Annotated in this window: 13 protein-coding genes; 6 read left to right on the forward strand and 7 right to left on the reverse strand. The window is 72.8% G+C overall.

Annotated elements, in window-relative coordinates:
- Window positions 1-111 precede the first annotated feature (111 nt).
- Entirely contained in the window at window positions 112-2595 is a 2484-nt protein-coding gene (hrpB, locus tag ACZ6S4_RS36655; RefSeq protein ID WP_465479366.1) for an ATP-dependent helicase HrpB, read from the forward strand.
- On the opposite strand, the gene ACZ6S4_RS36660 is transcribed toward hrpB, so the two are convergent.
- The 4 genes from ACZ6S4_RS36660 to ACZ6S4_RS36675 form a co-directional block, all read right to left on the reverse strand.
- Window positions 2592-4901: a putative bifunctional diguanylate cyclase/phosphodiesterase gene (locus tag ACZ6S4_RS36660; protein ID WP_465479302.1), complete on the reverse strand. Its 2310-nt coding sequence runs from the start codon at window positions 4899-4901 to the stop codon at window positions 2592-2594. The genes hrpB and ACZ6S4_RS36660 overlap by 4 nt on opposite strands.
- A gap of 136 nt (window positions 4902-5037) precedes the next feature.
- Complete coding sequence (locus ACZ6S4_RS36665; protein WP_465479303.1) at window positions 5038-5760, reverse strand: PP2C family protein-serine/threonine phosphatase; 723 nt, start codon at window positions 5758-5760, stop codon at window positions 5038-5040.
- 91 nt (window positions 5761-5851) lie between these two features.
- The gene (locus tag ACZ6S4_RS36670) at window positions 5852-6877 is read right to left on the reverse strand and encodes a hypothetical protein (protein ID WP_465479304.1); all 1026 of its coding nucleotides are present in this window, start codon (window positions 6875-6877) and stop codon (window positions 5852-5854) included.
- Window positions 6874-8013: a transporter substrate-binding domain-containing protein gene (locus ACZ6S4_RS36675; protein WP_465479305.1), complete on the reverse strand. Its 1140-nt coding sequence runs from the start codon at window positions 8011-8013 to the stop codon at window positions 6874-6876. The genes ACZ6S4_RS36670 and ACZ6S4_RS36675 overlap by 4 nt, the downstream gene beginning before the upstream one ends.
- Before the next feature lie 155 nt (window positions 8014-8168).
- Here ACZ6S4_RS36675 and ACZ6S4_RS36680 point away from each other — a divergent pair, with 155 nt between their 5' ends.
- The gene (locus ACZ6S4_RS36680) at window positions 8169-8918 is read left to right on the forward strand and encodes a hypothetical protein (protein WP_465479306.1); all 750 of its coding nucleotides are present in this window, start codon (window positions 8169-8171) and stop codon (window positions 8916-8918) included.
- A gap of 16 nt (window positions 8919-8934) precedes the next feature.
- Here the strand turns inward: ACZ6S4_RS36680 and treZ are convergent, their stop codons facing one another.
- Genes treZ through glgX form a run of 3 tightly spaced genes read right to left on the reverse strand, consistent with a single transcriptional unit; the run spans window position 8935 to window position 15050 of the window.
- On the reverse strand, window positions 8935-10668 hold the full coding sequence (gene treZ / locus ACZ6S4_RS36685; protein ID WP_465479307.1) for a malto-oligosyltrehalose trehalohydrolase: 1734 nt from the start codon (window positions 10666-10668) through the stop codon (window positions 8935-8937).
- Entirely contained in the window at window positions 10668-12935 is a 2268-nt protein-coding gene (gene treY, locus ACZ6S4_RS36690; protein ID WP_465479308.1) for a malto-oligosyltrehalose synthase, read from the reverse strand. The genes treZ and treY overlap by 1 nt, the downstream gene beginning before the upstream one ends.
- Before the next feature lie 3 nt (window positions 12936-12938).
- On the reverse strand, window positions 12939-15050 hold the full coding sequence (gene glgX / locus ACZ6S4_RS36695) for a glycogen debranching protein GlgX (RefSeq protein ID WP_465479309.1): 2112 nt from the start codon (window positions 15048-15050) through the stop codon (window positions 12939-12941).
- 265 nt (window positions 15051-15315) lie between these two features.
- On the opposite strand from glgX, the gene ACZ6S4_RS36700 reads away from it, so the two are divergent.
- The 4 genes from ACZ6S4_RS36700 to ACZ6S4_RS36715 are packed head-to-tail and all read left to right on the forward strand — an operon-like array spanning window position 15316 to window position 20334.
- Window positions 15316-17265 (forward strand): amylo-alpha-1,6-glucosidase, encoded by a 1950-nt coding sequence (locus ACZ6S4_RS36700; RefSeq protein WP_465479310.1) that lies wholly within the window; start codon window positions 15316-15318, stop codon window positions 17263-17265.
- A gap of 11 nt (window positions 17266-17276) precedes the next feature.
- Window positions 17277-18512, forward strand: a complete 1236-nt coding sequence (locus ACZ6S4_RS36705) for a glycosyltransferase family 4 protein (RefSeq protein ID WP_465479367.1) — start codon at window positions 17277-17279, stop codon at window positions 18510-18512.
- Entirely contained in the window at window positions 18509-19486 is a 978-nt protein-coding gene (locus tag ACZ6S4_RS36710) for an ATP-binding cassette domain-containing protein (protein ID WP_465479311.1), read from the forward strand. Before ACZ6S4_RS36705 ends, ACZ6S4_RS36710 begins: the two co-directional genes overlap by 4 nt.
- Entirely contained in the window at window positions 19483-20334 is an 852-nt protein-coding gene (locus tag ACZ6S4_RS36715) for an ABC transporter permease (RefSeq protein ID WP_465479312.1), read from the forward strand. The genes ACZ6S4_RS36710 and ACZ6S4_RS36715 overlap by 4 nt, the downstream gene beginning before the upstream one ends.
- Window positions 20335-21223: the final 889 nt, after the last annotated feature.

The following is a 21223-nucleotide window of genomic DNA, read 5'->3' on the forward strand; positions in this document are numbered from 1 at the left end:
GTTCACCCCCTGTTGTGCCGACGGACAGTCAAGCAGGACACCCCGATCTTGCACCAGTATCCCCGCGCCCGGGGCGTTCCCGCGGCCGTGCGCGAGACTGGTCCGGTGCTGATCGCCGCGGAAGCCCTGCCCGACCTGCCCATCCGCGCGGTCCTCCCGGAGGTCACCGCCGCCCTGGCCGCGGCGGGCGCCGCAGTGCTGGTCGCGCCCCCGGGCACGGGCAAGACGACGCTGGTCCCGCTGGCCCTGGCCGGCGCCGCACCCACTGCCAAGGTGGTGGTGGCCGAGCCCCGCCGGGTCGCGGCCCGCGCCGCGGCCCGCCGGATGGCGGCCCTGCTCGGCGAGCAGGTGGGCGAGCGGGTGGGTTACACGGTGCGCGGTGACCGGCGGGTCTCGGCCCGGACCCGGGTCGAGGTCGTGACCACCGGTGTCCTGGTACGCCGTCTGCACCGCGACCCGGAACTGGCCGGCACGGCGGTGGTGATCCTCGACGAGTGCCACGAACGCCACCTGGACTCGGACCTGGCGCTGGCCTTCCTCATCGAGGTCCGCGCGGCCCTGCGCCCCGACCTGCACGTCCTGGCCACATCGGCGACCGCCGAGTCGCAGCGCCTGGCCGAGGTACTGGGCGACGCACCCGTCGTGCGGGCCGAGGCCGCGCTGTACCCCGTCGAGGTGCACTGGTCGCCGCCACCGCAACCGATCACCCCGCCGCACGGCCTGCGCGTGGACCCGAAGCTCCTCGACCACGTGGCCACGACGATCCGCCGCGCCCTGGCCGAGGGCGACGGCGACGTACTGGCGTTCCTGCCGGGCGCCCGCGAGATCGAGACGGTGGCGACCAGACTCCGCGGCATCGACGCCGACATCGTCCCCCTGCACGGCCGGCAGTCCGGCTCCACTCAGGACGCCGCGTTGCGCCCCAGCCCCGTACGCCGGGTCGTGCTGGCCACCGCGGTCGCGGAGAGCAGCCTGACGGTTCCCGGCGTACGCGCGGTGGTCGACGCCGGCCTGAGCCGCGTCCCCCGGATGGACCACAGCCGCGGCCTGGGCGCCCTGGTCACGGTGCCGGTCTCGCGCGCGTCGGCGACCCAGCGGGCCGGCCGGGCCGGCCGCGAGGCTCCCGGCCGGGTCTACCGATGCTGGTCCCAGGCCCAGCACGACCGCCTGCCGGCCCAGCCGGAACCGGAGATCGCCGCCGCCGACCTGACCGGATTCGCCCTGAACCTGGCCGAATGGGGCCACCCCGACGGCACCGGCCTGAACCTCCCGGACCCCCCACCCACCGGCGCGATGCAGGTGGCCACGGCCACCCTGCAAGCCCTGGGCGCCACCGACGCCGACGGCCGGATCACCCCCCGAGGCCGAACCCTGGCCGACGCGGGCCTGCACCCCCGCCTGGCCCGGGCCCTCCTGGACGGCGCCACCACCATCGGCCCCCGCCGAGCCGCCGAAGTGGTCGCCCTCCTGGACGCCGACCGGACAGCCGACGACCTGGCAGCAGCCTGGCGCCGAGCCCGCACCGATCGAGACCCGGCCTGGCGCACCGAGGTCCGCCGCCTGACCTCGGCAATCCCCTCGCCGGAAACCACCCACGGGGACGGCGGCCGGGAGTGGCTACCGGATGACCTGGCTGCGGGACTGATCGTCGGCCTGGCGTACCCGGAACGGGTGGCCAAAGTCCGCGAGCCCGGCGGCCGCGCGTACCTGATGGCCGGCGGAACCGCCGCCGACCTCACCGCCGGCAGCAGCCTGACCGGCACAACCTGGCTGGCCATCGCCGACGCGGACCGGGCCCCGGGCGCCCGCACCGCCCGCATCCACAGCGCCGCCCCCCTCGACGAAGCAACAGCCCGCGAGGCGGCCTCAACCCTGCTGGAATCCGGCACAGAAATCGGCTGGCTGAACGGCGACGTGGTGGCCCGCCGCACCGAACGCCTGGGCGCGATAACCCTGGTCGAACGCCGCATCGACAAGCCAGATCCGGCCCGCCTGCAGGCCGCCCTCCTCGACGGCCTCCGCCGCGAAGGCCTCACCCTGCTCACCTGGTCCCGAGCAGCCAAAGAGCTCCGCGACCGCCTGGCCTTCGCCCACACCGCCCTCGGCCCACCGTGGCCCGCCGTCGACGACGAATCCCTGCTGAAGAACCTGGAGGACTGGCTCCCCCTGGGCCAATCCCGCCGCCGCGCCGACCTGGCCAAGATCGACACAGCCGGAGCCCTCCGCCGCCTCCTCCCCTGGTCGATAGCAGGCCGCCTGGACGACATAGCCCCGGAACGACTCCCGGTCCCGAGCGGCTCAAACGTCAGAATCGACTACACAGACCCAGCAGCCCCGGTCCTGGCGGTAAAGGTCCAGGAAGCATTCGGCTGGCGGGAAGCCCCCCGCCTGGCCGACGGCCGCATCCCGATCCTGCTGCATCTGCTCTCCCCAGCCGGCCGCCCGGTAGCCGTAACCCGAGACCTCGCGTCCTTCTGGTCAACGGGCTACCCCCAGGTAAGAGCAGAACTCCGCGGCCGCTACCCCCGCCACCCCTGGCCGGAAGACCCGACAACAGCCCCACCGACCCGCCGCCTGAACCCCCGGACCCGCTAGGACGCCAGGTGAGGTGAGGAATGCGGGGAGGGCTGGGCCGGAATGGTCGCGGTGAGCAGGTGAACAGGCCCGGGCTGACCGAACAGATAACCCTGCCCGAGATGACACCCGAGAGCAGCAAGGGCATGAGCCCGAGCAGGCGTCTCGATCCCCTCGGCCACCACAGCGATCCCCAGCTCAGCGCAGATAGCCAGCACAGAACGGCACAGAGCCCCGGCCCGCTCCGGCGACACGTCCACATCGGTCAGGGTCGAGTCGAGCTTCACGATGTCCACCGGCAGTGAGTGCAACTGGGCCAGCGCGTTGTACCCGCTGCCGAAGTCGTCCAGGGCCACCCGTACGCCGCGCCGGCGCAGCCGCTCCGCGACCTCGATCGCGCGGGGCATGTCCGGGATGCGGCGGGTCTCGGTGATCTCCACGACCAGCCGGGACGGCCGCACGTTGTGCCGTTCCAGCGCCTGGGCGACCGCCTCCTCCAGCCCGTGCTGCCCCAGCCGGGCCGCCGAGACGTTGACGTGCACGTCGATCGGCCGGCCGTACGTGTTGGCCAGCCCCGCCGCGTCCGCGCAGGCCCGGTCCAGCACGAAGTCGTCGATCGCCGCGACCAGCCCGGTGCGTTCCGCGACCGTCACGAACACGTCCGGGTCGACCGGTCCGGCCACCGGGTCGGTCCAGCGGGCCAGCGCTTCCACCGCGACGATCGCGCCGTCGCTGAGCCGGACGATCGGCTGGTAGTAGACCTCGAAGCCGGCCGCCGCCGGGGCGCCGGACAGAGCCCGGGCCAGCAGGTGCGGCAGGTCCGCGTTCGGTCCGCCGTCCGCGCCGCCGGAGTAGCGGGCGAGGGCGTTCTTGCCGCGGCGTTTGCTGACGTACATCGCCGCGTCCGCGCGGCGCAGCAGCGTGTCCGCGGAGAGCTCCGGGTCGCCCGGCTCGGGCACGACCAGGCCCAGGCTGGCGCTGATGCCGACCGTGTGGCCGTCGATGACGAACGGTTCGCGCAGGGCCGCCAGGATGCGGTGGCCGGCCGGTTCGGCGTCGGCGGCGCGGTGGTCGAGCAGCACCGCGAACTCGTCGCCGCCGAGGCGGGCCACCAGGGCTCCGGGGCCGACCGCGGCGACCAGCCGGTCGCCGATCGCGCGCAGCAGCCGGTCGCCCATGGCGTGGCCGAAGCTGTCGTTGATGAGCTTGAAATCGTCCAGGTCGGCGAAGAGCAGCGCCACCGGTACGCCGCGGTGCCGGTACGCGTCCAGGGCCAGCACCAGCCGTTCGCGGAACAGCGCCCGGTTGGCCAGGCCGGTCAGCGAGTCGTGGTACGCCTGGTGGTGCAGTCGTTGCTGGCCTTCGGAGACGCGGGCGAGCAGCACCGTGTTGTCGACGATGGTGAACATCTGCCGGGCCACCACCAGCCCCAGGCCGAGCCAGCCGAGGTACGCCTCGTACGAGGTGAGCTGCCCGCCGGTCCCGGTGCGCACCGCGATGACCACGCCGGTGGCGACGACCGGCACGTACGGCAGCAGCAGGTGCAGCCATTCCGCCTCGGCCTGTTCGTCGAGGCTCGGGTCGGCCAGCCCGGGGTTGCTGATCGCCGCGAGGGCGAGCAGCGCCGGCCCGAGCAGGTAGCCGGCCGACTCGACCGGGGTGAGCACGCCGCTGCTGAGCTGGAGCAGCCGCAGCGTGTCGGAGACGCCCAGGGCCAGCATGGCCAGCGCGGTGAGCCGCAGCGGCACCCGCGCCGCCCGGGAGGCCGGCCGGGTGGCCAGCAGCAGCATGACCATGACCGCGATCAGCAGGTCCGCGACCGGGTACGCCGCCGCGAAGCCCACCACCCACGGGTTCTCCCCCACCTCGTGGAAGATCCGCCGGGGCACCGCCGACCAGACCAGGGCGAGCAGCGAGCCGGCGATCAGGACGCTGTCGATGACCAGCACGATCCGGTCCCGGCGCAGTGACGCCTGCACCGGCCGGGGCAGGGCCATCGAGCCGGCGACCAGGGCCAGGACCGTGAAGACCGGCAGGAGCAGGACGCCGATGTCGGTGACGTCGGCCGCGACGGCCCGGGTCGGCTCGAGCACGTCGCTGACGGTCCACCAGAGGCGGACGGCCGCGAAGCCGGCGAGGCCGGTGCCGAGCAGGATCCGCCAGCGGCGCCGGTGACCGGACCTGTCCCGCCCGGCGGCGAAGCAGACCACGGCGGCGAGCACCCCCGCCGCGCACTGGGCGGCGTCGGTGAAGAGTCGCTGGCCGGCTCCGGCGGGCACGGCGTACGCGCCGATCGCCGTGACGGCGGCGACGAGCGCCAGCGTCACGGCTGACTGTGCCGACAGCCGTCCCGTCGTCATCACCACCCGCAGCAGAGCCGCGGCTGGCCGTCCCGCGACCGGAGTAAGGTACCGCAGCCCCGGGCCGTTGCGGGAAGCCCGCGGTGCCCCGGGATCATGCCGCTCAGTCGACGGCGACCAGATCGGCGACGATCACCGTGATGTTGTCCGGGCCGCCGCCCTGCAGTGCAAGATCGAGCAGCCGTTCGGCGCAGCTCTGCGGGGCGTCGCAGGCGAGCATCTCGGCCTCGATCCGCTCGGCCGAGACCACGGTGGTGAGGCCGTCGCTGCACAGCAGCCAGCGGTCGCCCGGCTCGGGCTCGACGATCACGTACGACGGGCTGACCGGCTCGCCCTGCAGCGCCTGGGTGACGACCGCGCGGCGCGGGTGGCTGCCCGCCTCCTCCGGCCGGATCAGGCCCTGGTCGACCAGCATCTGCACGTACGTGTCGTCCTTGGTGAGCTGGTTGAGCCGGCCGTCGCGCAGCAGGTAGGCCCGGGAGTCGCCGACGTGGGCGAGGGCGGCCCGGTCGCCGGAGAAGATCACGGCGGTCAGCGTGGTGCCCATCCCCTGCAGGGCGGCGTCGGTGGCGACGGTCTCGGCGATCCGGCCGTTGGCCACCTCGAGCGCCTTGTGCAGCGCGTCCATCTGGCTGTCGTTGTCGATCGGCACGTCGAGGGAGGTCATCGCCTCGACGGCGAGGCGGCTCGCGACGTCGCCGGCGGCCATGCCGCCCATCCCGTCCGCGACGACGAGGAGCCGGTCACCGGCGTAGTAAGCGTCCTGGTTGTTGCTCCGGACGTGGCCTCTATCGGTGACGGCCGCCCACCGCAGGTGCAAGGTCATGGCGTGCAGCCTGCCAGGTCCGGTCCAACCTGTCTGCACGTGGTCGGCGGCGCGTCGCGACAAGCCGTGCGTACCCGTGCAAATCCCGAGGTCATCGCGGTCGCAGCGGGCGGCCGAGGCAGCGCGGGTCGACGTCGGTGACCGGCCGGGTGGGTGCGACCCATTCGAGCGCGGACTCGTCGATCGGCCAGCCGCGTACCGTGATCCGGCTGTTCTGGGTCCGGATGGGCTCCGGGCACAGGGTCTTGGACCGCACGTCGGCGTTGGGGATGAACAGCACCTCGCCGCCGCGCCGCAGGATCGTGGTGGCGGTGTCGTCGACGGTGATCAGCTGGCCGCGGACGACCTCGACGGCGGCGCCCTCGGCCCCGATCTCCACGGCGCTGTTGGGCAACACCGGCGCGCGCAGGAAGACCACGCCGACCACGAACGGGGCGACGATCATCGCGCCCACGGCCGGCCAGTGCGTGGCGAGCCGGGCGGCGCGGGGCGGGAGCGGCCCGGTGAGCAGCCAGCCGAGCAGCGACGGGGCGATCAGCAGCGCGGCCGTGCCGTACTCGCCGGCGGCCAGCGACATCCGGATGCCCGGCCGGACCCAGAGCAGGATCAGCAGGCCGAGCACGATCGGGATCACCAGGGTGACCACGGTCAGCATCCGGCGCTCGCCGGGGTAGCGCTGCACCGCGGTCAGCGCCAGGATGACGGCCACCAGCATGAGCAGGGTGGGCAGCAGGCGCAGCTGCCAGGTGAAGCCGGCGAGCGCCACCGCGACCGCCACCACCCAGTCCGGCATGCGCAGGGCGGTGAGCGCCAGCAGCGAACGCCGGGCGGCCTCCTCCTGGTCCGGTGAGCTGATCAGCAGCAGGCCGCCGAGGGCCCGCAGCACCAGCACGACCGCCGGGACGGTCCAGATCAGCGTGATGATCAGCGCGCTGATCATGCCGAGCGGGCTGATGTACTGCACCAGCAGCAGCATCGTCGGCAGGTCCTGCCGGCTCAGGTACCAGAGCCGGAGCACGAGCAGCACCAGCGGGAACGCGGGCAGCGCGGTGAGCACCCAGTTGAGCTGGTTGCGGCGCACCCGGCGGACCGGACGGACGATCGGCGTCACGGTCACGGGACCACCTCCTCCCAGGGCAGCTCGCGGACCCGGGGCCGGGCGGTAACGGGCTGCCCGGGCCGGGACAGCGGCACGAGCTGATCGTCGGCCGCTTTGTTGGGGGCCGTCTCGGGCAGGATGTTGTTCTGGTACGCCTGCTCCCAGCGCGCGTCCTTCGGGTCTTTGAAGGACCGGTAGAGCGTGATGTTGACGAGGTCACGCAGGGCCGCGTTGGCACCGACGCTGACGCCCCACGCCTCGGTCTTGTCCAGGCCCAGGTCCCAGTGGTCGTACTTGTCCGGGTAGCGGGCCTTGAACCCGCCGAGGATGGCCGCGTCGGTGGTGACCGCGTCGACCTTCTCGATGTCCAGCAGTCGGAAGCACTCGGAGATCCGGTTCCGCCGCGTGATCCTGGCATCGGACTCGTCGGCGGTCTTCGCGCTGGTGGAGCTGGACAGCGAGCAGACGTCCTTGTCCTTGAACTCTTCCAGGCTGGCGACCGGGTCATGACCTTTGAGGGTGATCACCGACTGCTCGGTGTGCAGGTACGACTGCGTGAACATGACGTTGGGCTCGCGCTCACGCTCCTCGGTGATGCTGTAGCTGGCGATCACCATCTTGACCGGCACCGGCTTGCCGTCCAGGTCGGTGGCCTCCATCCGGGCCCGGTCCTCGCTCTCGATGCCGTAGAAGCGCACCTCGTCGCGGCGGAAACCCAGGTCCTCGGCGATCATGTACGCGATGTCGATGTCGAAGCCGCGCCAGACGCCGTCCACGGGGTTCCGCTCGGCGATGCCGGGCTGATCGTCCTTGACCGCGATGGGCAGCGTCTGCCACTCGTCGACGCCGGCGGTGCGGCGCAGGTCCTCGATCGAGGGCGGACCGATGTGGAAGAGCCGCACCCAGGAGAACGCCAGCACCAGGATGATGATCACGCCGACCGCGACCAGCCGCCACGGGGCCAGCGAGCCGCCCCAGGTGCGGACCAGCCGGTCGGGCCGGGCGAAAGCGGGCGGAAAATCGGTCTGGGTGAAGGTGCGCCGCAGACCGGTCATCGCCCGCTGCGCGCGGGCCGAGCGGGGGCGGCGCTGCACGGGCACCCGCCGGTGCACGACCACTTTGCGGACCTGCGCCCCGGCGTTCTCGTCGTCCATCGTCGACACTGCTCTCCCGTTCGGCGTACCGGAGCGACCATGGTGCCGGACCAATGTCACGGAAAGGGGTCGCGGTCACCGACACGACACCGGCCCCGTCCCGCGCCACCCGGCGGGATGGCATAGCGATCATGGGTTCGGGGTATGCGCGCGGCATGAGAATCGCTGCGACCCTGACGGCAGCCGCCGTCGCCGCGGCCGTGGCGGTGCGTGTCGCGCACTCCCGGGACCGCCGCTTCCTGCACCCCGACGGCCGTTCCTTCACCGGCGACCTGGAGGTCTGGGGGACGCTCGAGCCGACCGGCGCGGAGCTGTTCGACCGCCCGGGCCGGCACCCGGTCACCCTGCGGATCTCCAAGGGCATCGGCACCCGGCCGGGCCGCCCCGACATCCTGGGGGTCGCCCTACGGGTGCACGGGCCCGTCGCGGGACGGCGGCACGACCTGCTCTTCTCGACCGCCGGGAAGGGCCGGGTGCTGCGGCACGTGCCGGTGCCCCGGCGCGGCTTCGACACCGTGTACGGCTCGATCCTGCCGTACCGGACCGGCTCGGGGCGCACGTTCCACCTGGGTGTGCAGGCCGACCCGGACGCCGGCCCGCTCGGCCGTACCCTCGAATCGGTGGTCGCCGCGGCCCGGCACGACGGCGCGATCCTGCTGCTGGCGCTGGCCGACGGCAGCGCCGTCGAGGTCGTCGGCCGGTTGCGCTTCGGCGCGGAGCTGGCCGCCAAGCAGGACGCCGAGCTCGCGTTCGACCCGGTCCGCAACGTCCCGGCGGACCTGCATCCCGTCGGGCTGGTGCATGGCAGCCGCGCGCTGGCCTACCCGCTGAGCCAGCGCTGGCGGGGCGCCCGGACGGCGCGGCGGAACCCGGCGGCCGTGGCGAGGACGAACCTGCACCGCTGACCGCCGGGCCCGATGCTCAGCGGAAGGCGACCACCACGGCGGTCTCCGGCGGGAGCTCGGCGCGGTCGCGTTGCAGGACCACGCGCTGCTCGGTGGCCAGCAGCACGCTGCGCGGCACCGCCCGCAGGCTGATCGTCTGCGGCACCGGCGCCAGGTTCACAGCCACCGCGCAGTCCCCGCGGCGCATCACCACGTACTGGTCGCCGTGCCAGACCTCGACCTTGTCCAGGCGCGGGTCGGACAGGTCGGCGCGGCTGCGCCGCAGCGCGATCAGCTGCCGGTGCAGCTGGAGGATCTCGGCGTGGCCGGGCTTCTCCCGCTCGTCCCAGTTCAGCTTGGAGCGCTCGAACGTGGCCGGATCCTGCGGGTCGGGCACCTCGGCCTCGGCCCAGCCGTGCGAGGCGAACTCGCGGCGCCGGCCGTTCTGCACCGCCGCGGCCAGCTCCGGCTCCGGGTGGCTGGTGAAGAACTGCCACGGGTTGCCGGCCGCCCACTCCTCACCCATGAACAGCATCGGGGTGAACGGCGAGGTGAACAGCAGCGTGGCGCCGATCTTGAGCCGGCCCGGCGACAGGGTGGCGGAGAGCCGGTCGCCGATCGCCCGGTTGCCGATCTGGTCGTGGTTCTGCAGGTACGCGACGAACCGGTGCCCCGGGATCCGGGTGCGGTCGACCGGGCGGCCGTGCCGGCGGTGGCGGAAGCTGGACCACGTGCCGGCATGGAAGAAGGCACCGGTCAGCACGGTCTCCAGGCTCTCCAGCGAGCCGAAGTCGCCGTAGTAGCCCTGCCGCTCCCCGGTCAGCAGCGCGTGCAGCACGTGGTGCACGTCGTCGTCCCACTGGCCCTGCAGGCCGTAGCCGTTGGCCTCACGCGGGGTGATCAGCTTCGGGTCGTTGAGATCCGACTCGGCGATCAGCGACAGCGGCCGGTTGAGGTGGGTGGACAGGCTCTCCACCTCGATCGCCATCTGCTCCAGCAGGTGTACGGCATTGTGGTCGGCCAGCGCATGCACGGCGTCGAGCCGCAACCCGTCGACGTGGTAGTCCCGCAGCCAGCCGAGCACGTTGTCGATGATGTAGCGGCGGACCTCCTCCGACAGCGGGCCGTCGAGGTTGACCGAGTCGCCCCACGGGTTGCTGCCGGCGGCGCTGAGGTACGGCGCGAACATCGGGGCGTACGCGCCGCTGGGCCCGAAGTGGTTGTAGACCACGTCCAGCACCACGCCGATGCCCTTGCGGTGGGCGGCGTCGACGAAGCGCTTGAGCCCGTCCGGGCCGCCGTACGCCTCGTGCGGGGCGTACCAGCAGACGCCGTCGTAGCCCCAGTTGTACTCGCCGTTGAAGGAGTTGACCGGCAGCAGCTCGACCAGGTCGATGCCCAGCTCGACGAGGTGGTCGAGCCGCTCGATCGCCGCGTCGAAGGTGCCCTGCGGGGTGAACGTGCCGACGTGCAGCTCGTACAGGACCGAGCCGGGGAGCTGGCGGCCGGTCCAGGAGCCGTCGGTCCACGCGAAGGCCGAGTGGTCGTACACGCGGCTGGGGCCGTGCACGCCCTCAGGCTGCCACGCCGAGCGCGGATCGGGCAGCCCACCGTCGTGATCCGGCAGCACGTACGCGTAGTCGGTCCCCGGCCCGGCCTCGGGCACGTCGAGGCGCCACCAGCCGTCGTCGCCGCGTTCCATGTCACGGTCCGTTCCGTCGATCCGCAGCCGGACGGTCTTCTCGGGAACCCAGACTTCGAAGAGCGTCATTACTCTTTCACCAGCAGTGCGACGGGATAGGTGTGCAGCAGCTCGGCCACCGCCAGGCGGTTACCGCCGTAACTGGTATTCGTGAAGACTTCCGTCCAGGTGTGGCCGTCAAGTGTCAGCGTGGTGTCGTGCCAGCCGCCGTGGCGTGACAATCCGACCGGCAGCCGGGTCGCGACCGCCACCACCCCGCCACGGTCGAAGGCGAGCACGTGGTCGGACACCCGGCCCTCGGCGAAGACCGGCCGGTAGCCGGTGAACAGCTCCGGCCGCTGCCGGCGCAACCGCAGCGTGCGGCTGGTCACCAGCAGCTTCGCCGCGCCGGTCTCGTCGATCGGGGGCTGCCAGCCGTCATCGAGCCGGCCCAGCAGCTCACGGCGCAGGCCGAAGTCGACCGGCCGCCGGTTGTCCGGGTCGACCAGCGAGAAGTCCCACAGCTCGGTGCCCTGATAGGTGTCGGGCACGCCCGGCATGGCCAGCTGGACCAGCTTCTGGCCCAGCGAGTTGGACCAGCCCGGCGCGGTGATCGACGCGGCGAAGTCACCGATCTCGGCGTGCAGGGCCGGGTCGTCGTAGATCTTGTCGACCATCTCGCGCAGCGCGGTCTCGAACCGGTCGTCCGGGTGCTGCCAGGTGGTCGCGGCCGCGCCCTCCCGGGCGGCCTTGAGCGCGTACGCCTGCAGCCGCTCCCGCTCGATCGGCCAGGCACCGACCGCGGCCTGCCAGATCAGGTGGGCCAGGGCCGGATCGCTCAGCGGGGCCGCGCGCACCCAGCGGCGCACCACCTCGGTCCAGTCCCCGGGCAGCTCGCTGAGCACGGCGAGCCGGGCCCGGACGTCCTCGCTGCGCTTGGTGTCGTGGGTGGAGAGGGTGGTCATCGTCTCGGGCCAGCGGCGCTGCCGCTCGTCGGCGCACTCGTGGAACTCGTCCGGGTGCACGCCGAACTTGGCCGGGTCGTTGCCGACCTCGTTGCGGGCGGTGAACCGGGTCCAGCGGTAGAACGCGGTGTCCTCGACGCCCTTGGCCATGACCGCGCCGGTGTACTGCTGGAACCGCGCGGCCAGCTCGTCGTCGGCGCGCCGCAACCGGGCGGTGAGCTGGTCCAGGGCACGGGTCAGCGCGGGGCGCCGCCGGCCCGCCTCGGACCGCGCCTTGGCCAGGTGCCGGGTACCGAACGGCAGGTAGGACCGGTAGACCGGGAAGCAGGCGGCCAGCTCGGCCAGGGCGCGCGGGGCGGCCTCGATCTCCGGCACCAGCCGGCACATCCGGGCCAGCTCGGCGGCCAGCAGCGTGGTCGCGGCCTGCAGCTTGGTCTCGTGCACCAGGTCCTGCCAGCTGCGCTCGCCGCCGGTCAGGTGGTGATCGAGGGTGTCGAAGAACGCCTCCGTGCCCGGGTCGACGAAGACGCCGCAGATCTCGGAGAGCGCGTCGTAGCCCGTCGTGCCGGCCACCGGCCAGTCCGGGAGCTGCTCGCCGGGCTCGAGGATCTTCTCGACCGTGAGCCAGGCGTCCGGTGCGCGCTCGTGCAGCCGCCGCAGGTAATCGCCCGGGTCGCGCAGGCCGTCCGGGTGGTCGACCCGGATGCCCTGCACGGCGCCCTCGTCGTACCAGCGCAGGATCTCGCGGTGGGTGGCCTCGAACACCTCGGGGTCCTCGACCCGCAGGCCGGCCAGGTCCACGATGGCGAAGAACCGGCGGTAGTTCAGCTCCGAGTCCCCGCGGGTCCAGTTGACCAGCTCGTAGTGCTGCCGGTCGTGCACCTCGCGCGCGGTGCCCCCGCCGGTGCCGTCGGCGATCGGGTAGCGCTTGTCGTAGTAGTGCAGCTCGTCGCCCTCGACCTTCAGCTCGTCCAGCGCGGCCGGGTCGTCGGCCAGGACCGGCAGCAGCAGCCGGCCGCGGGACCAGTCGATGTCGTAGAACTTCGCGTACGCGGACTGCTCCCCGTGCTTGAGCACGTCCCACCACGTCGGGTTGGCGGACGGAACGCCCACACCCGCGTGGTTGGGCACGATGTCGATCACCAGGCCCAGGCCGGCGCCGTCCAGGGCGGCCTTGAGGGCCAACCGGCCCTCCTCGCCGCCGAGCGCGGGGTTGACCTGGCTGTGGTCGACGACGTCGTAGCCGTGCTCGGAGCCGGGCGTGGCAGTGAGCAGCGGCGCGGTGTAGAGGTGGCTGACGCCGAGATCGGCCAGATATTCGGCGAGCTCAGCAGTGGACTTCAGGGGGAATTCCGGGCGGACCTGGACGCGGTAGGTGCCAGAAGGAAGCAAGGTTTAAACCGTCCTGTCCAAGACGATGAGCGAGCGGTCCGGCACGAGGATGGAGGAGCCCGCCTCGACGACCGAGGGCCGGTCCGGCGACGGCTCGGCGGTCTCGATGACCTTCTCCCACTTCTCGCCGTACTCGGTGGGGGGCGTATGGAACTCGATGGGCGCGTCGTGGGCGTTGAAGAAGAGCAGGAAGGAGCTGTCCACGTGACGCTGGCCGTACTGGCCGCGCTCGCGGATGCCCTCACCGTTGACGAACAGCGCCACCGCGCGCCCGAAGTCGTTGCCCCAGTCGTCGCCGGCCATCGGCCGGCCGTCCGGGGTGAACCACTCCAGGTCGGGCAGCGGGTCGCCGCCGCCGCGCGCGGTCACCGGCAGGCCGGTGAAGAAGCGCCGGCGCTGGAAGACCTGATGGCGGTGCCGGAACGCGGTCAGCTTGCGGGTGAACTCCAGCAGCGTCTCGTCGGCGTTGTCCCAGTCGATCCAGCTGATCTCGTTGTCCTGGCAGTACGCGTTGTTGTTGCCCTGCTGGGTGCGGCCCAGTTCGTCGCCGTGCGAGATCATCGGCACGCCCTGGCTCAGCATCAGCGTGGCCAGGAAGTTGCGGCGCTGCTTGGCCCGCAGCTGCAGCACCTGCTTGTCGTCGGTCGGGCCCTCGGTGCCGCAGTTCCAGGACCGGTTGTGGCTCTCGCCGTCGCGGTTCTCCTCGTTGTTGGCCTCGTTGTGCTTGTCGTTGTACGAGACCAGGTCGTTGAGGGTGAAGCCGTCGTGCGCGGTCACGAAGTTGATCGAGTGGAACGGCTTGCGGCCGTCGTCCTGGTAGAGGTCGGCCGAGCCGGTGATGCGGCTGGCGAACTCGGCCAGGGTGGCCGGCTCGCCGCGCCAGAAGTCGCGCACGGTGTCGCGGTACTTGCCGTTCCATTCGGTCCAGTTCGGCGGGAAGTTGCCGACCTGGTAGCCGCCCGGGCCGACGTCCCACGGCTCGGCGATGAGCTTGACCTGCCCGACCACCGGGTCCTGCTGGACCACCTCGAAGAAGGTGGAGAGCCGGTCCACGTCGTAGAACTCGCGGGCCAGGGTGGAGGCGAGGTCGAAGCGGAAACCGTCGACGTGCATCTCGGTCACCCAGTAGCGCAGCGAGTCCATGATCAGCTGGAGGCTCTGCGGGCTGCGCACGTTGAGGCTGTTACCCGTACCCGTGTAGTCCATGTAGAAGTTGGGCTGATCGTCCACCAAACGGTAGTAGGTCCGGTTGTCGATGCCCTTGAGGCTCAGCGTCGGACCGAGGTGGTTGCCCTCCGCCGTGTGGTTGTAGACCACGTCGAGGATGACCTCCATCCCCGCCATGTGCAGCGCCTTGACCATGGCCCGGAACTCGCTGGTCTGCTGGCCGAGCGAGCCCATCGCCGAATAGCCGTGGTACGGCGCGAAGAACCCCAGCGTGTTGTAACCCCAGTAGTTGCGCAGCCCGAGGTCGGCCAGCCGGTTGTCGTGCACGAACTGGTGCACCGGCATCAGCTCGACAGCGGTCACCCCGAGCTGCTTGAGGTGCTCGATGATCGCCGGGTGGCCCAGGGCCGCGTACGTGCCGCGCATGTCCTTGGGCACCTCGGGGTGCCGCTCGGTCAGGCCCTTGACGTGCGTCTCGTAGATCACCGAGTGGTGATACGGGATGTCCGGCCGCCGGTCGTTGCCCCAGTCGAAGTACGGGTTGACCACGACACCCTTGGCCATGTGCGGCGCCGAGTCGAGATCCGACATCTCGTCCGGGTTGTCGAAGTCGTAGGCGTACAGCGAGGGGTGCCACGCGATGTCGGCGTCGACCGCCCGCGCGTACGGGTCCAGCAGCAGCTTGTGCGGGTTGCACCGCAGACCGCGCGACGGGTCGTACGGGCCGTACACCCGGTAGCCGTAGCGCTGGCCGGGCTCGACCCCGGGCAGATAGGCGTGCCAGACGAAGGCGTCCTGTTCGTGCAGCTGTACCTTCCGCTCGTTGCCCGACGGATCGAACAGGCACAGCTCCACTGCCTCGGCGACCTCGGAGAAGATCGCGAAGTTGGTGCCCGTGCCGTCGTACGTCGCGCCCAGTGGATACCGGTGACCCGGCCACACCTGCATGTGCTGCTCCCACCCTCGACCGTCGGTGCCCTGCGGCCGCGAGGCCTCACCGCTGGGCGGGCCGTGTCTTCCCCGCCCGGGCGACGCTCAATCCTGCGCGGCCGTGTCAGCGGTCATTCTCACCGATGGGCCTGCCGGCGTCCCGGCGACTGTCCGGTTACCCACTGAGACTTCCCCCTTTCGCTGAGTACATGCCACGAAATGGGTGGTTTAACGCGATCCACAATGAGCATTGAGGCGAGGTGCCACTGAGTGAGCTGTCCGCATGACGATGCCGATCATCCTCGGACCGCAGACCTGTGGTTCGCTCGCGGCGGACGGTGGTGCCGAGCACGAGTGGCTGGTCACCGACGGGCTGGGCGGCTTCGCCTCCGGCACCGCGTCCGGCCTGCGCACCCGCCGCTATCACGCGCTGCTGACGGTGGCCGATCCGGTGACCGCCGTACGCCGGGTCGGGCTGGTATCGCTCGACCTGACACTCACCCTGCCCTCCGGGGCGCACGTCCCGCTCCACACCCACGAGTGGCAGTCCGGCGCGATCGCCCCGCAGGGCTACCGCCTCCTGGAGACCTTCTCGCTCGTGGACGGGCTGCCGCGCTGGCGCTGGCGGGTCGGCGACATCGTGATCGAGCGGGAGCTCGCGATGGCTCACGGGTCACCGTCACTGGCCGTCGTGCACCGGGTGGTCAGTGCCCCGGAGCCGGTCGGGCTGGCCGTGGCCGCCATGTGCACGTGGCGCGACGCGCACGGCGAGCGCCACGCCGACGGACCGGCCCTGCGCACCACGCAGCTCGGTGACGGGGTGCTGGTCGAGGACGCGTACCGGCTGTCCGGGCCCGGCTGGCAGCCCGGCGGCGGGTGGCACCTGGGCGCGTACCACCGGGAAGAGGCCGGTCGCGGCCTGGCCGCGACCGAAGATCTCTGGCTCGCGGGCACCTTCGTCGACCGGGTCGCCCCCGGCGGCATCTCCGAGATCTCCGCCTGGGCCGGCCCGCCGGACCAGCGGCCACCGGCCGCGTCGGCCGTGATCGCGACCGCCCGCGAACGGGCCCACGGGCTCATCACCAAGGCCAAGGCGGACGGGTACGGGGCCAGCCTCGTCCTCGCCGCGGACCAGTTCGTGGTGCGCGCCACGGACGGGCCCGACGTGGTCGCGGGTTACCCGTGGTTCGGCAGCTACCTGGGCGACACCATGACCGGCTACGAGGGCCTGTTCCTCGACACGGGCCGCCCCGACGAGGGCCGCGAGCTGCTCATCGCCCGCACGAAGGCGGCGACCCGGGCCGCCCGCGAGCAGAGCGGCCCCTGGGAACCGCACGGCTCGCTGGACGCGCCGCTGTGGCTGGTGCACGCCGTCGACCGGCACGTCACCCGTACCGGTGACAGTGACCTCGCCGCCGAGCTGGCCGGACCGCTGAGCCGGCTGCTGCGCGGGCACCTCGGCGGCCGCGGCGCCCTCAGCGTCGACCCCGCCGACGAGCTGGTCCGGCTCGACGGTGACGCGCGCAGCTGGATGAACGCCTACACCGAGCACGGGCCGGTGACGCCGCGGATCGGCAAGCCGGTGGAGATCAACGCCCTCTGGGTGAACGCGCTGGCCGCCCTGGGCGACCTGCTCGAGGAGGCCGGACGCGACGCCGGCGAGCTGCGGGCCCGGCACGCCCGCGCCCGGGAGTCGTTCGCCACCCGCTACCGGGCGCCCGAGGGCTGGCTGTACGACGTGATCGACGGTCCCACCTCGGCGTACCCGCTGGGGGCCGGCGCCTTCGACGACGACCCGTCACTGCGGCCCAACCAGTTGCTGGCGTGGTCCCTGCCGCACGCGCCGCTGGCCGACCCGGCCGACCGGGAGCGGGACCGGGCCGCCGTACGCGCGGTCGGCGCCGCCCTGCTCACCCCGCTCGGCCTGCGCACCCTCGCACCCACCGAGTACGGCTACCAGGGCACCCACCGCGGCGGCCGCGACGAGCGGGACATCGCCTACCACCAGGGCACCGTCTGGCCGTGGCTGATCGGCCCGTACGCCGACGCCCGCGCCGCCACCGGACTGCCCACCGAAGGACTGCTGACCGGCCTGGAGGCGCACCTGCGCGACTGGGGCGTCGGCTCGTTGAGTGAGACCGCGGACGGCGACGCGCCGCACCGGGCCTCGGGATGCCCGTTCTCGGCGCGCGCGGTCGCCGAGGCGCTACGGACCAGGGGGTACGCACAGTGAGCCGGATCCTGATGCTGAGCTGGGAGTATCCGCCGCTGCTGGTGGGCGGGCTGGGACGGCACGTGCACGCGCTGGCGACCTCGCTGGTGACGGCCGGGCACGAGGTGACGGTGGTGACCCGGCACGCGCCGGGCGCGCTGCGCGAGGAGTACGCCGAAGGCGTGCACATCGTCCGCGCCCCGGACGACCCGCCGGAGTTCCCGGTCACCGACGGCAACCTGGTCGGCTGGACCACCGCGTTCAACCACACCCTGACCCGGGCCGCCCTGCGCGCCGCCCGGACCGGCCGCTACGACGTGGTGCACGCGCACGACTGGCTGGTCGCGCACGCCGCGGTCACCCTGCGCGAACACCTCGACGTGCCGCTGGTCGCCACCATCCACGCCACCGAGTCCGGCCGCCACCAGGGCTACCTGCCGCACGCGCACAACCGCACGATCGACGGCGTCGAACGCTGGCTGGCCCACGAGGCGTCCCGGGTGATCGTCTGCTCCCAGTACATGCGCCGCGAGGTGGCCCGGCTCTTCGCCGTGCCACCGGAACGCACCGACGTCGTGCACAACGGCGTGGACGTGCTGCGCTGGTCCGCCCGGCCCAGGGCGGTGGCCGCGGCCCGGCTGCGCTTCGCGGCTCCGGAGGCGCCGCTGATCTCGTTCGCCGGCCGGCTGGTCTACGAGAAGGGCGTGCAGCACCTGATCGCGGCGGTGCCGATGCTGCGCGAACGGCACCCGGGCCTGCGGGTCGTGGTGGCCGGCGACGGGCCGTACCGGCCGGAGCTGGAGGCCATGGCCGGGCCCGAGGTGACCTTCGCCGGCTTCCTCACCGGGCACAACCTGACCGCGCTGATGGGCGCCTCGGACTGCTACGTGGTGCCGAGCATCTACGAGCCGTTCGGCATGGTGGCGCTGGAGGCCGCGGCGGCCGGCACGCCGGTGGCGGTGTCGCAGACCGGCGGGCTGGCCGAGATCGTCGAGCACGGCGTGACCGGGGTGCGCTTCGCCCCGCAGGACCCGGCATCGCTGGCCGAATCGGTGGGATCCGTCCTGGCCGACCGCGACTACGCCCGCCGCCTGGCCCGGCGCGGCCGGTGCCGGGTCCGCGAGGACTTCGCGTGGCCGGCGATCGCGGCCGACACGGTGGCGGTCTACGCGGCGGCCGGCGCCGACGGCAAGGTCACCCGGGCGGCCGAGGACGTGCTGGCGACCTCTCGAAAATTGTCACAGGGGTACGGCACCATGCTTGCATGAGTGCACCGGCCATCGAGACCTCGGAGCTCGTCAAGACCTTCGGGGACAACCGCGCGGTCGACGGCGTCGACCTGACGGTGCCGGCCGGCACCGTCTACGGCCTGCTGGGCCCCAACGGAGCAGGCAAGACCACGGTGGTGCGCATGCTCGCCACCCTGCTGAGACCCGACGGCGGCAGCGCCCGGGTGTTCGGCAACGATGTCGTGTCCGAGGCTGACGCCGTCCGGGCCCGGGTCAGCCTCACCGGTCAGTACGCCTCGGTCGACGAGGACCTGACCGGCACGGAAAACCTCGTCCTGCTGGCCCGCCTCCTCGGTCACTCCCGGCCCCGGGCCCGCGAGCGCGCCGCGCAGCTGCTGGAGGCGTTCGGCCTGACCGACGCCGCCGACCGCCAGGTGAAGAAGTATTCCGGCGGCATGCGCCGCCGGCTGGACATCGGCGCGAGCATCCTCAACACGCCGGACCTGCTGTTCCTCGACGAGCCGACGACCGGCCTCGACCCGCGCAGCCGCAACCAGGTCTGGGACATCATCCGGGTGGTCGTCGCCAACGGCACCACGGTTCTGCTCACCACGCAATATCTCGACGAGGCCGACCGGCTGGCCGGCCGGATCGCGGTGATCGACCACGGCCGGGTCATCGCCGAGGGCACGCCGGGTGAGCTGAAGTCCTCGGTCGGCGCGGGCACGATCCACGTCCGGATCCGCGACGCCGCGCAGCGCGGTGCCGCCGAGCGCGTCCTGGCCACCACACTGGAGACGGCGGTCGAGCTGGACGCCGACCCGGTGGCCCTGACCGCGCGGGCGGAAGGCTCCGAGCAGGGCGCCGCCGAGCGCGCCGCCCGGGCGCTGGCCGCACTGGCCACCGCCGGCATCGTGGTCGACGACTTCGCCCTGGGCCAGCCCAGCCTCGACGAGGTGTTCCTGGCCCTCACCGACCGGCCGGCCGAGCAGCCGCAGGAGGTCACGGCATGAGCACCACGACCAGCACCCCGGAAGCGCCCACCGCCTACACCCCGTCCGCCGAAACCCTGGCGGCGGTGCTGACCCGGGGCGAACGCCCCCAGCGCCCGAGCGCCCTGTCGGCGTCCCTGACCTTCGGCTGGCGCGCGATCCTGAAGATCAAGCACGTCCCCGAGCAGCTCTTCGACGTGACCGCGTTCCCGATCATCATGACCCTGATGTTCACGTACCTGTTCGGCGGCGCGCTGGCCGGCTCCACGGGTGAATACCTGCAGTTCTTCCTCCCCGGCATCATGGTCACCAGCGTCGTGATGATCACCATGTACACCGGCGTGGGCCTGAACACCGACATCGAGAAAGGCGTCTTCGACCGCTTCCGCACCCTGCCGGTCTGGCGCCCGGCGGCCCTGGTCGGCATGATCTTCGGCGACGTCCTCCGCTACATCCTGGCGGCCCTGGTCATCATGTCCGTCGGCCTGGCCCTGGGCTTCCGCCCCGAGGGCGGCGTAATGGGAGTGGCCGCGGCGATCGGCCTGCTGGTCGTCTTCTCGTTCGCCTTCTCCTGGGTCTGGACCATGTTCGGCCTCCTGCTGCGCTCCGAGAAGTCGGTGATGGGCGTGAGCATGCTGGTCCTGATGCCCCTGACCTTCCTGAGCAACGTCTTCGTCGACCCGCGCACGATGCCGGGCTGGCTGCAGGCCTTCGTCGAGGTGAACCCGATCAGCCACCTGGTGACAGCCGTCCGCTCCATGATGTCCGGCGCCTGGGACATGAGCGAGCTCACCTGGACCCTCCTCGCCAGCGCGGCCTTCGTGCTGGTGTTCGGCACCCTGACGATGCGCCTCTACAACCGCCGCTGAGGGTCTCCGGGCTTTCTCGGGTTGTTCCCGGGCTGACCGGCTCCAGCGGCGGGCCGGCCAGTCGGGGTTACTCCCGCCGCGATCGCTGCTGGAAACGGAACTGGGCTGCGTGGGCGGCAGCGGCTGGGCAACGGGCCTCAGCCGGCGCGGCACGGCCGGGCGTTGGCGGGGGCCAGACAAGGCCACGCATGCCCGGCCGGTTGGGCCGGGCCGGGCTAGCGCGTCGGGCCGGGCCGGGCCAGCGGGCCGGGCCGGGCCGGGCCGGGCCAGCGGGTCGGGTTAGCGGGCCGGGCCGGGCCAGCGGGTAGGGCCGGGCCAGCGGGCCGGGCCGGGCCAGCGGGTCGGGCCGGGCCAGCGGGTCGGGCCAGCGGGTAGGGCCGGGCCAGCGGGCCGGGCCCGGCCGGGCCAGCGGGTCGGGTTAGCGGGCCGGGCCGGGCCAGCGGGTAGGGCCGGGCCAGCGGGTAGGGCCGGGCCAGCGGGTAGGGCCGGGCCAGCGGGTAGGGCCGGGCCAGCGGGTAGGGCCGGGCCGGGCCATCCGGATCGGGCCGGGCCATCCGGGCCGGGCCATCCGGGCCGGGCCATCCGGCCGGGCCATCCGGATCGGGCCGGGGTAGCGCCCGGGCCAGGCCAGCGGGTCGGGCCAGCGCGTCGGACCAGGCCGGGCCATCGGGTCGGGCCGGGCCGTCCGGGCCGGGCCGGGCCGTCCGGGTCGGACCGGGCCATCGGGTCGGACCGGGCCAGTCCAGCGTCAGGCCAGGCCGGGCCCGCGCGCCGGGCCGGGCCCACGCGCCAGGCCGGGCCCACGCGCCAGGCCGGGCCCACGCGCCAGGCCGGGCCCACGCGCCAGGCCGGGCCCACGCGCCAGGCCGGGCCCACGCGCCAGGCCGGG

Source organism: Actinoplanes sp. NPDC051405, from assembly GCF_055586185.1.

Bases quoted from the DNA above. Each gene is read 5' to 3' on its own strand.
- ACZ6S4_RS36715 (WP_465479312.1), top strand. From the start codon at position 19,483: ATGAGCACCACGACCAGCACCCCGGAAGCGCCCACCGCCTACACCCCG.
- glgX (WP_465479309.1), bottom strand. From the start codon at position 15,050: ATGCAGGTGTGGCCGGGTCACCGGTATCCACTGGGCGCGACGTACGAC.
- treZ (WP_465479307.1), bottom strand. From the start codon at position 10,668: ATGACGCTCTTCGAAGTCTGGGTTCCCGAGAAGACCGTCCGGCTGCGG.
- ACZ6S4_RS36705 (WP_465479367.1), top strand. From the start codon at position 17,277: ATGCTGAGCTGGGAGTATCCGCCGCTGCTGGTGGGCGGGCTGGGACGG.
- ACZ6S4_RS36680 (WP_465479306.1), top strand. From the start codon at position 8,169: ATGAGAATCGCTGCGACCCTGACGGCAGCCGCCGTCGCCGCGGCCGTG.
- ACZ6S4_RS36710 (WP_465479311.1), top strand. From the start codon at position 18,509: ATGAGTGCACCGGCCATCGAGACCTCGGAGCTCGTCAAGACCTTCGGG.
- ACZ6S4_RS36675 (WP_465479305.1), bottom strand. From the start codon at position 8,013: ATGGACGACGAGAACGCCGGGGCGCAGGTCCGCAAAGTGGTCGTGCAC.
- ACZ6S4_RS36700 (WP_465479310.1), top strand. From the start codon at position 15,316: ATGACGATGCCGATCATCCTCGGACCGCAGACCTGTGGTTCGCTCGCG.
- ACZ6S4_RS36665 (WP_465479303.1), bottom strand. From the start codon at position 5,760: ATGACCTTGCACCTGCGGTGGGCGGCCGTCACCGATAGAGGCCACGTC.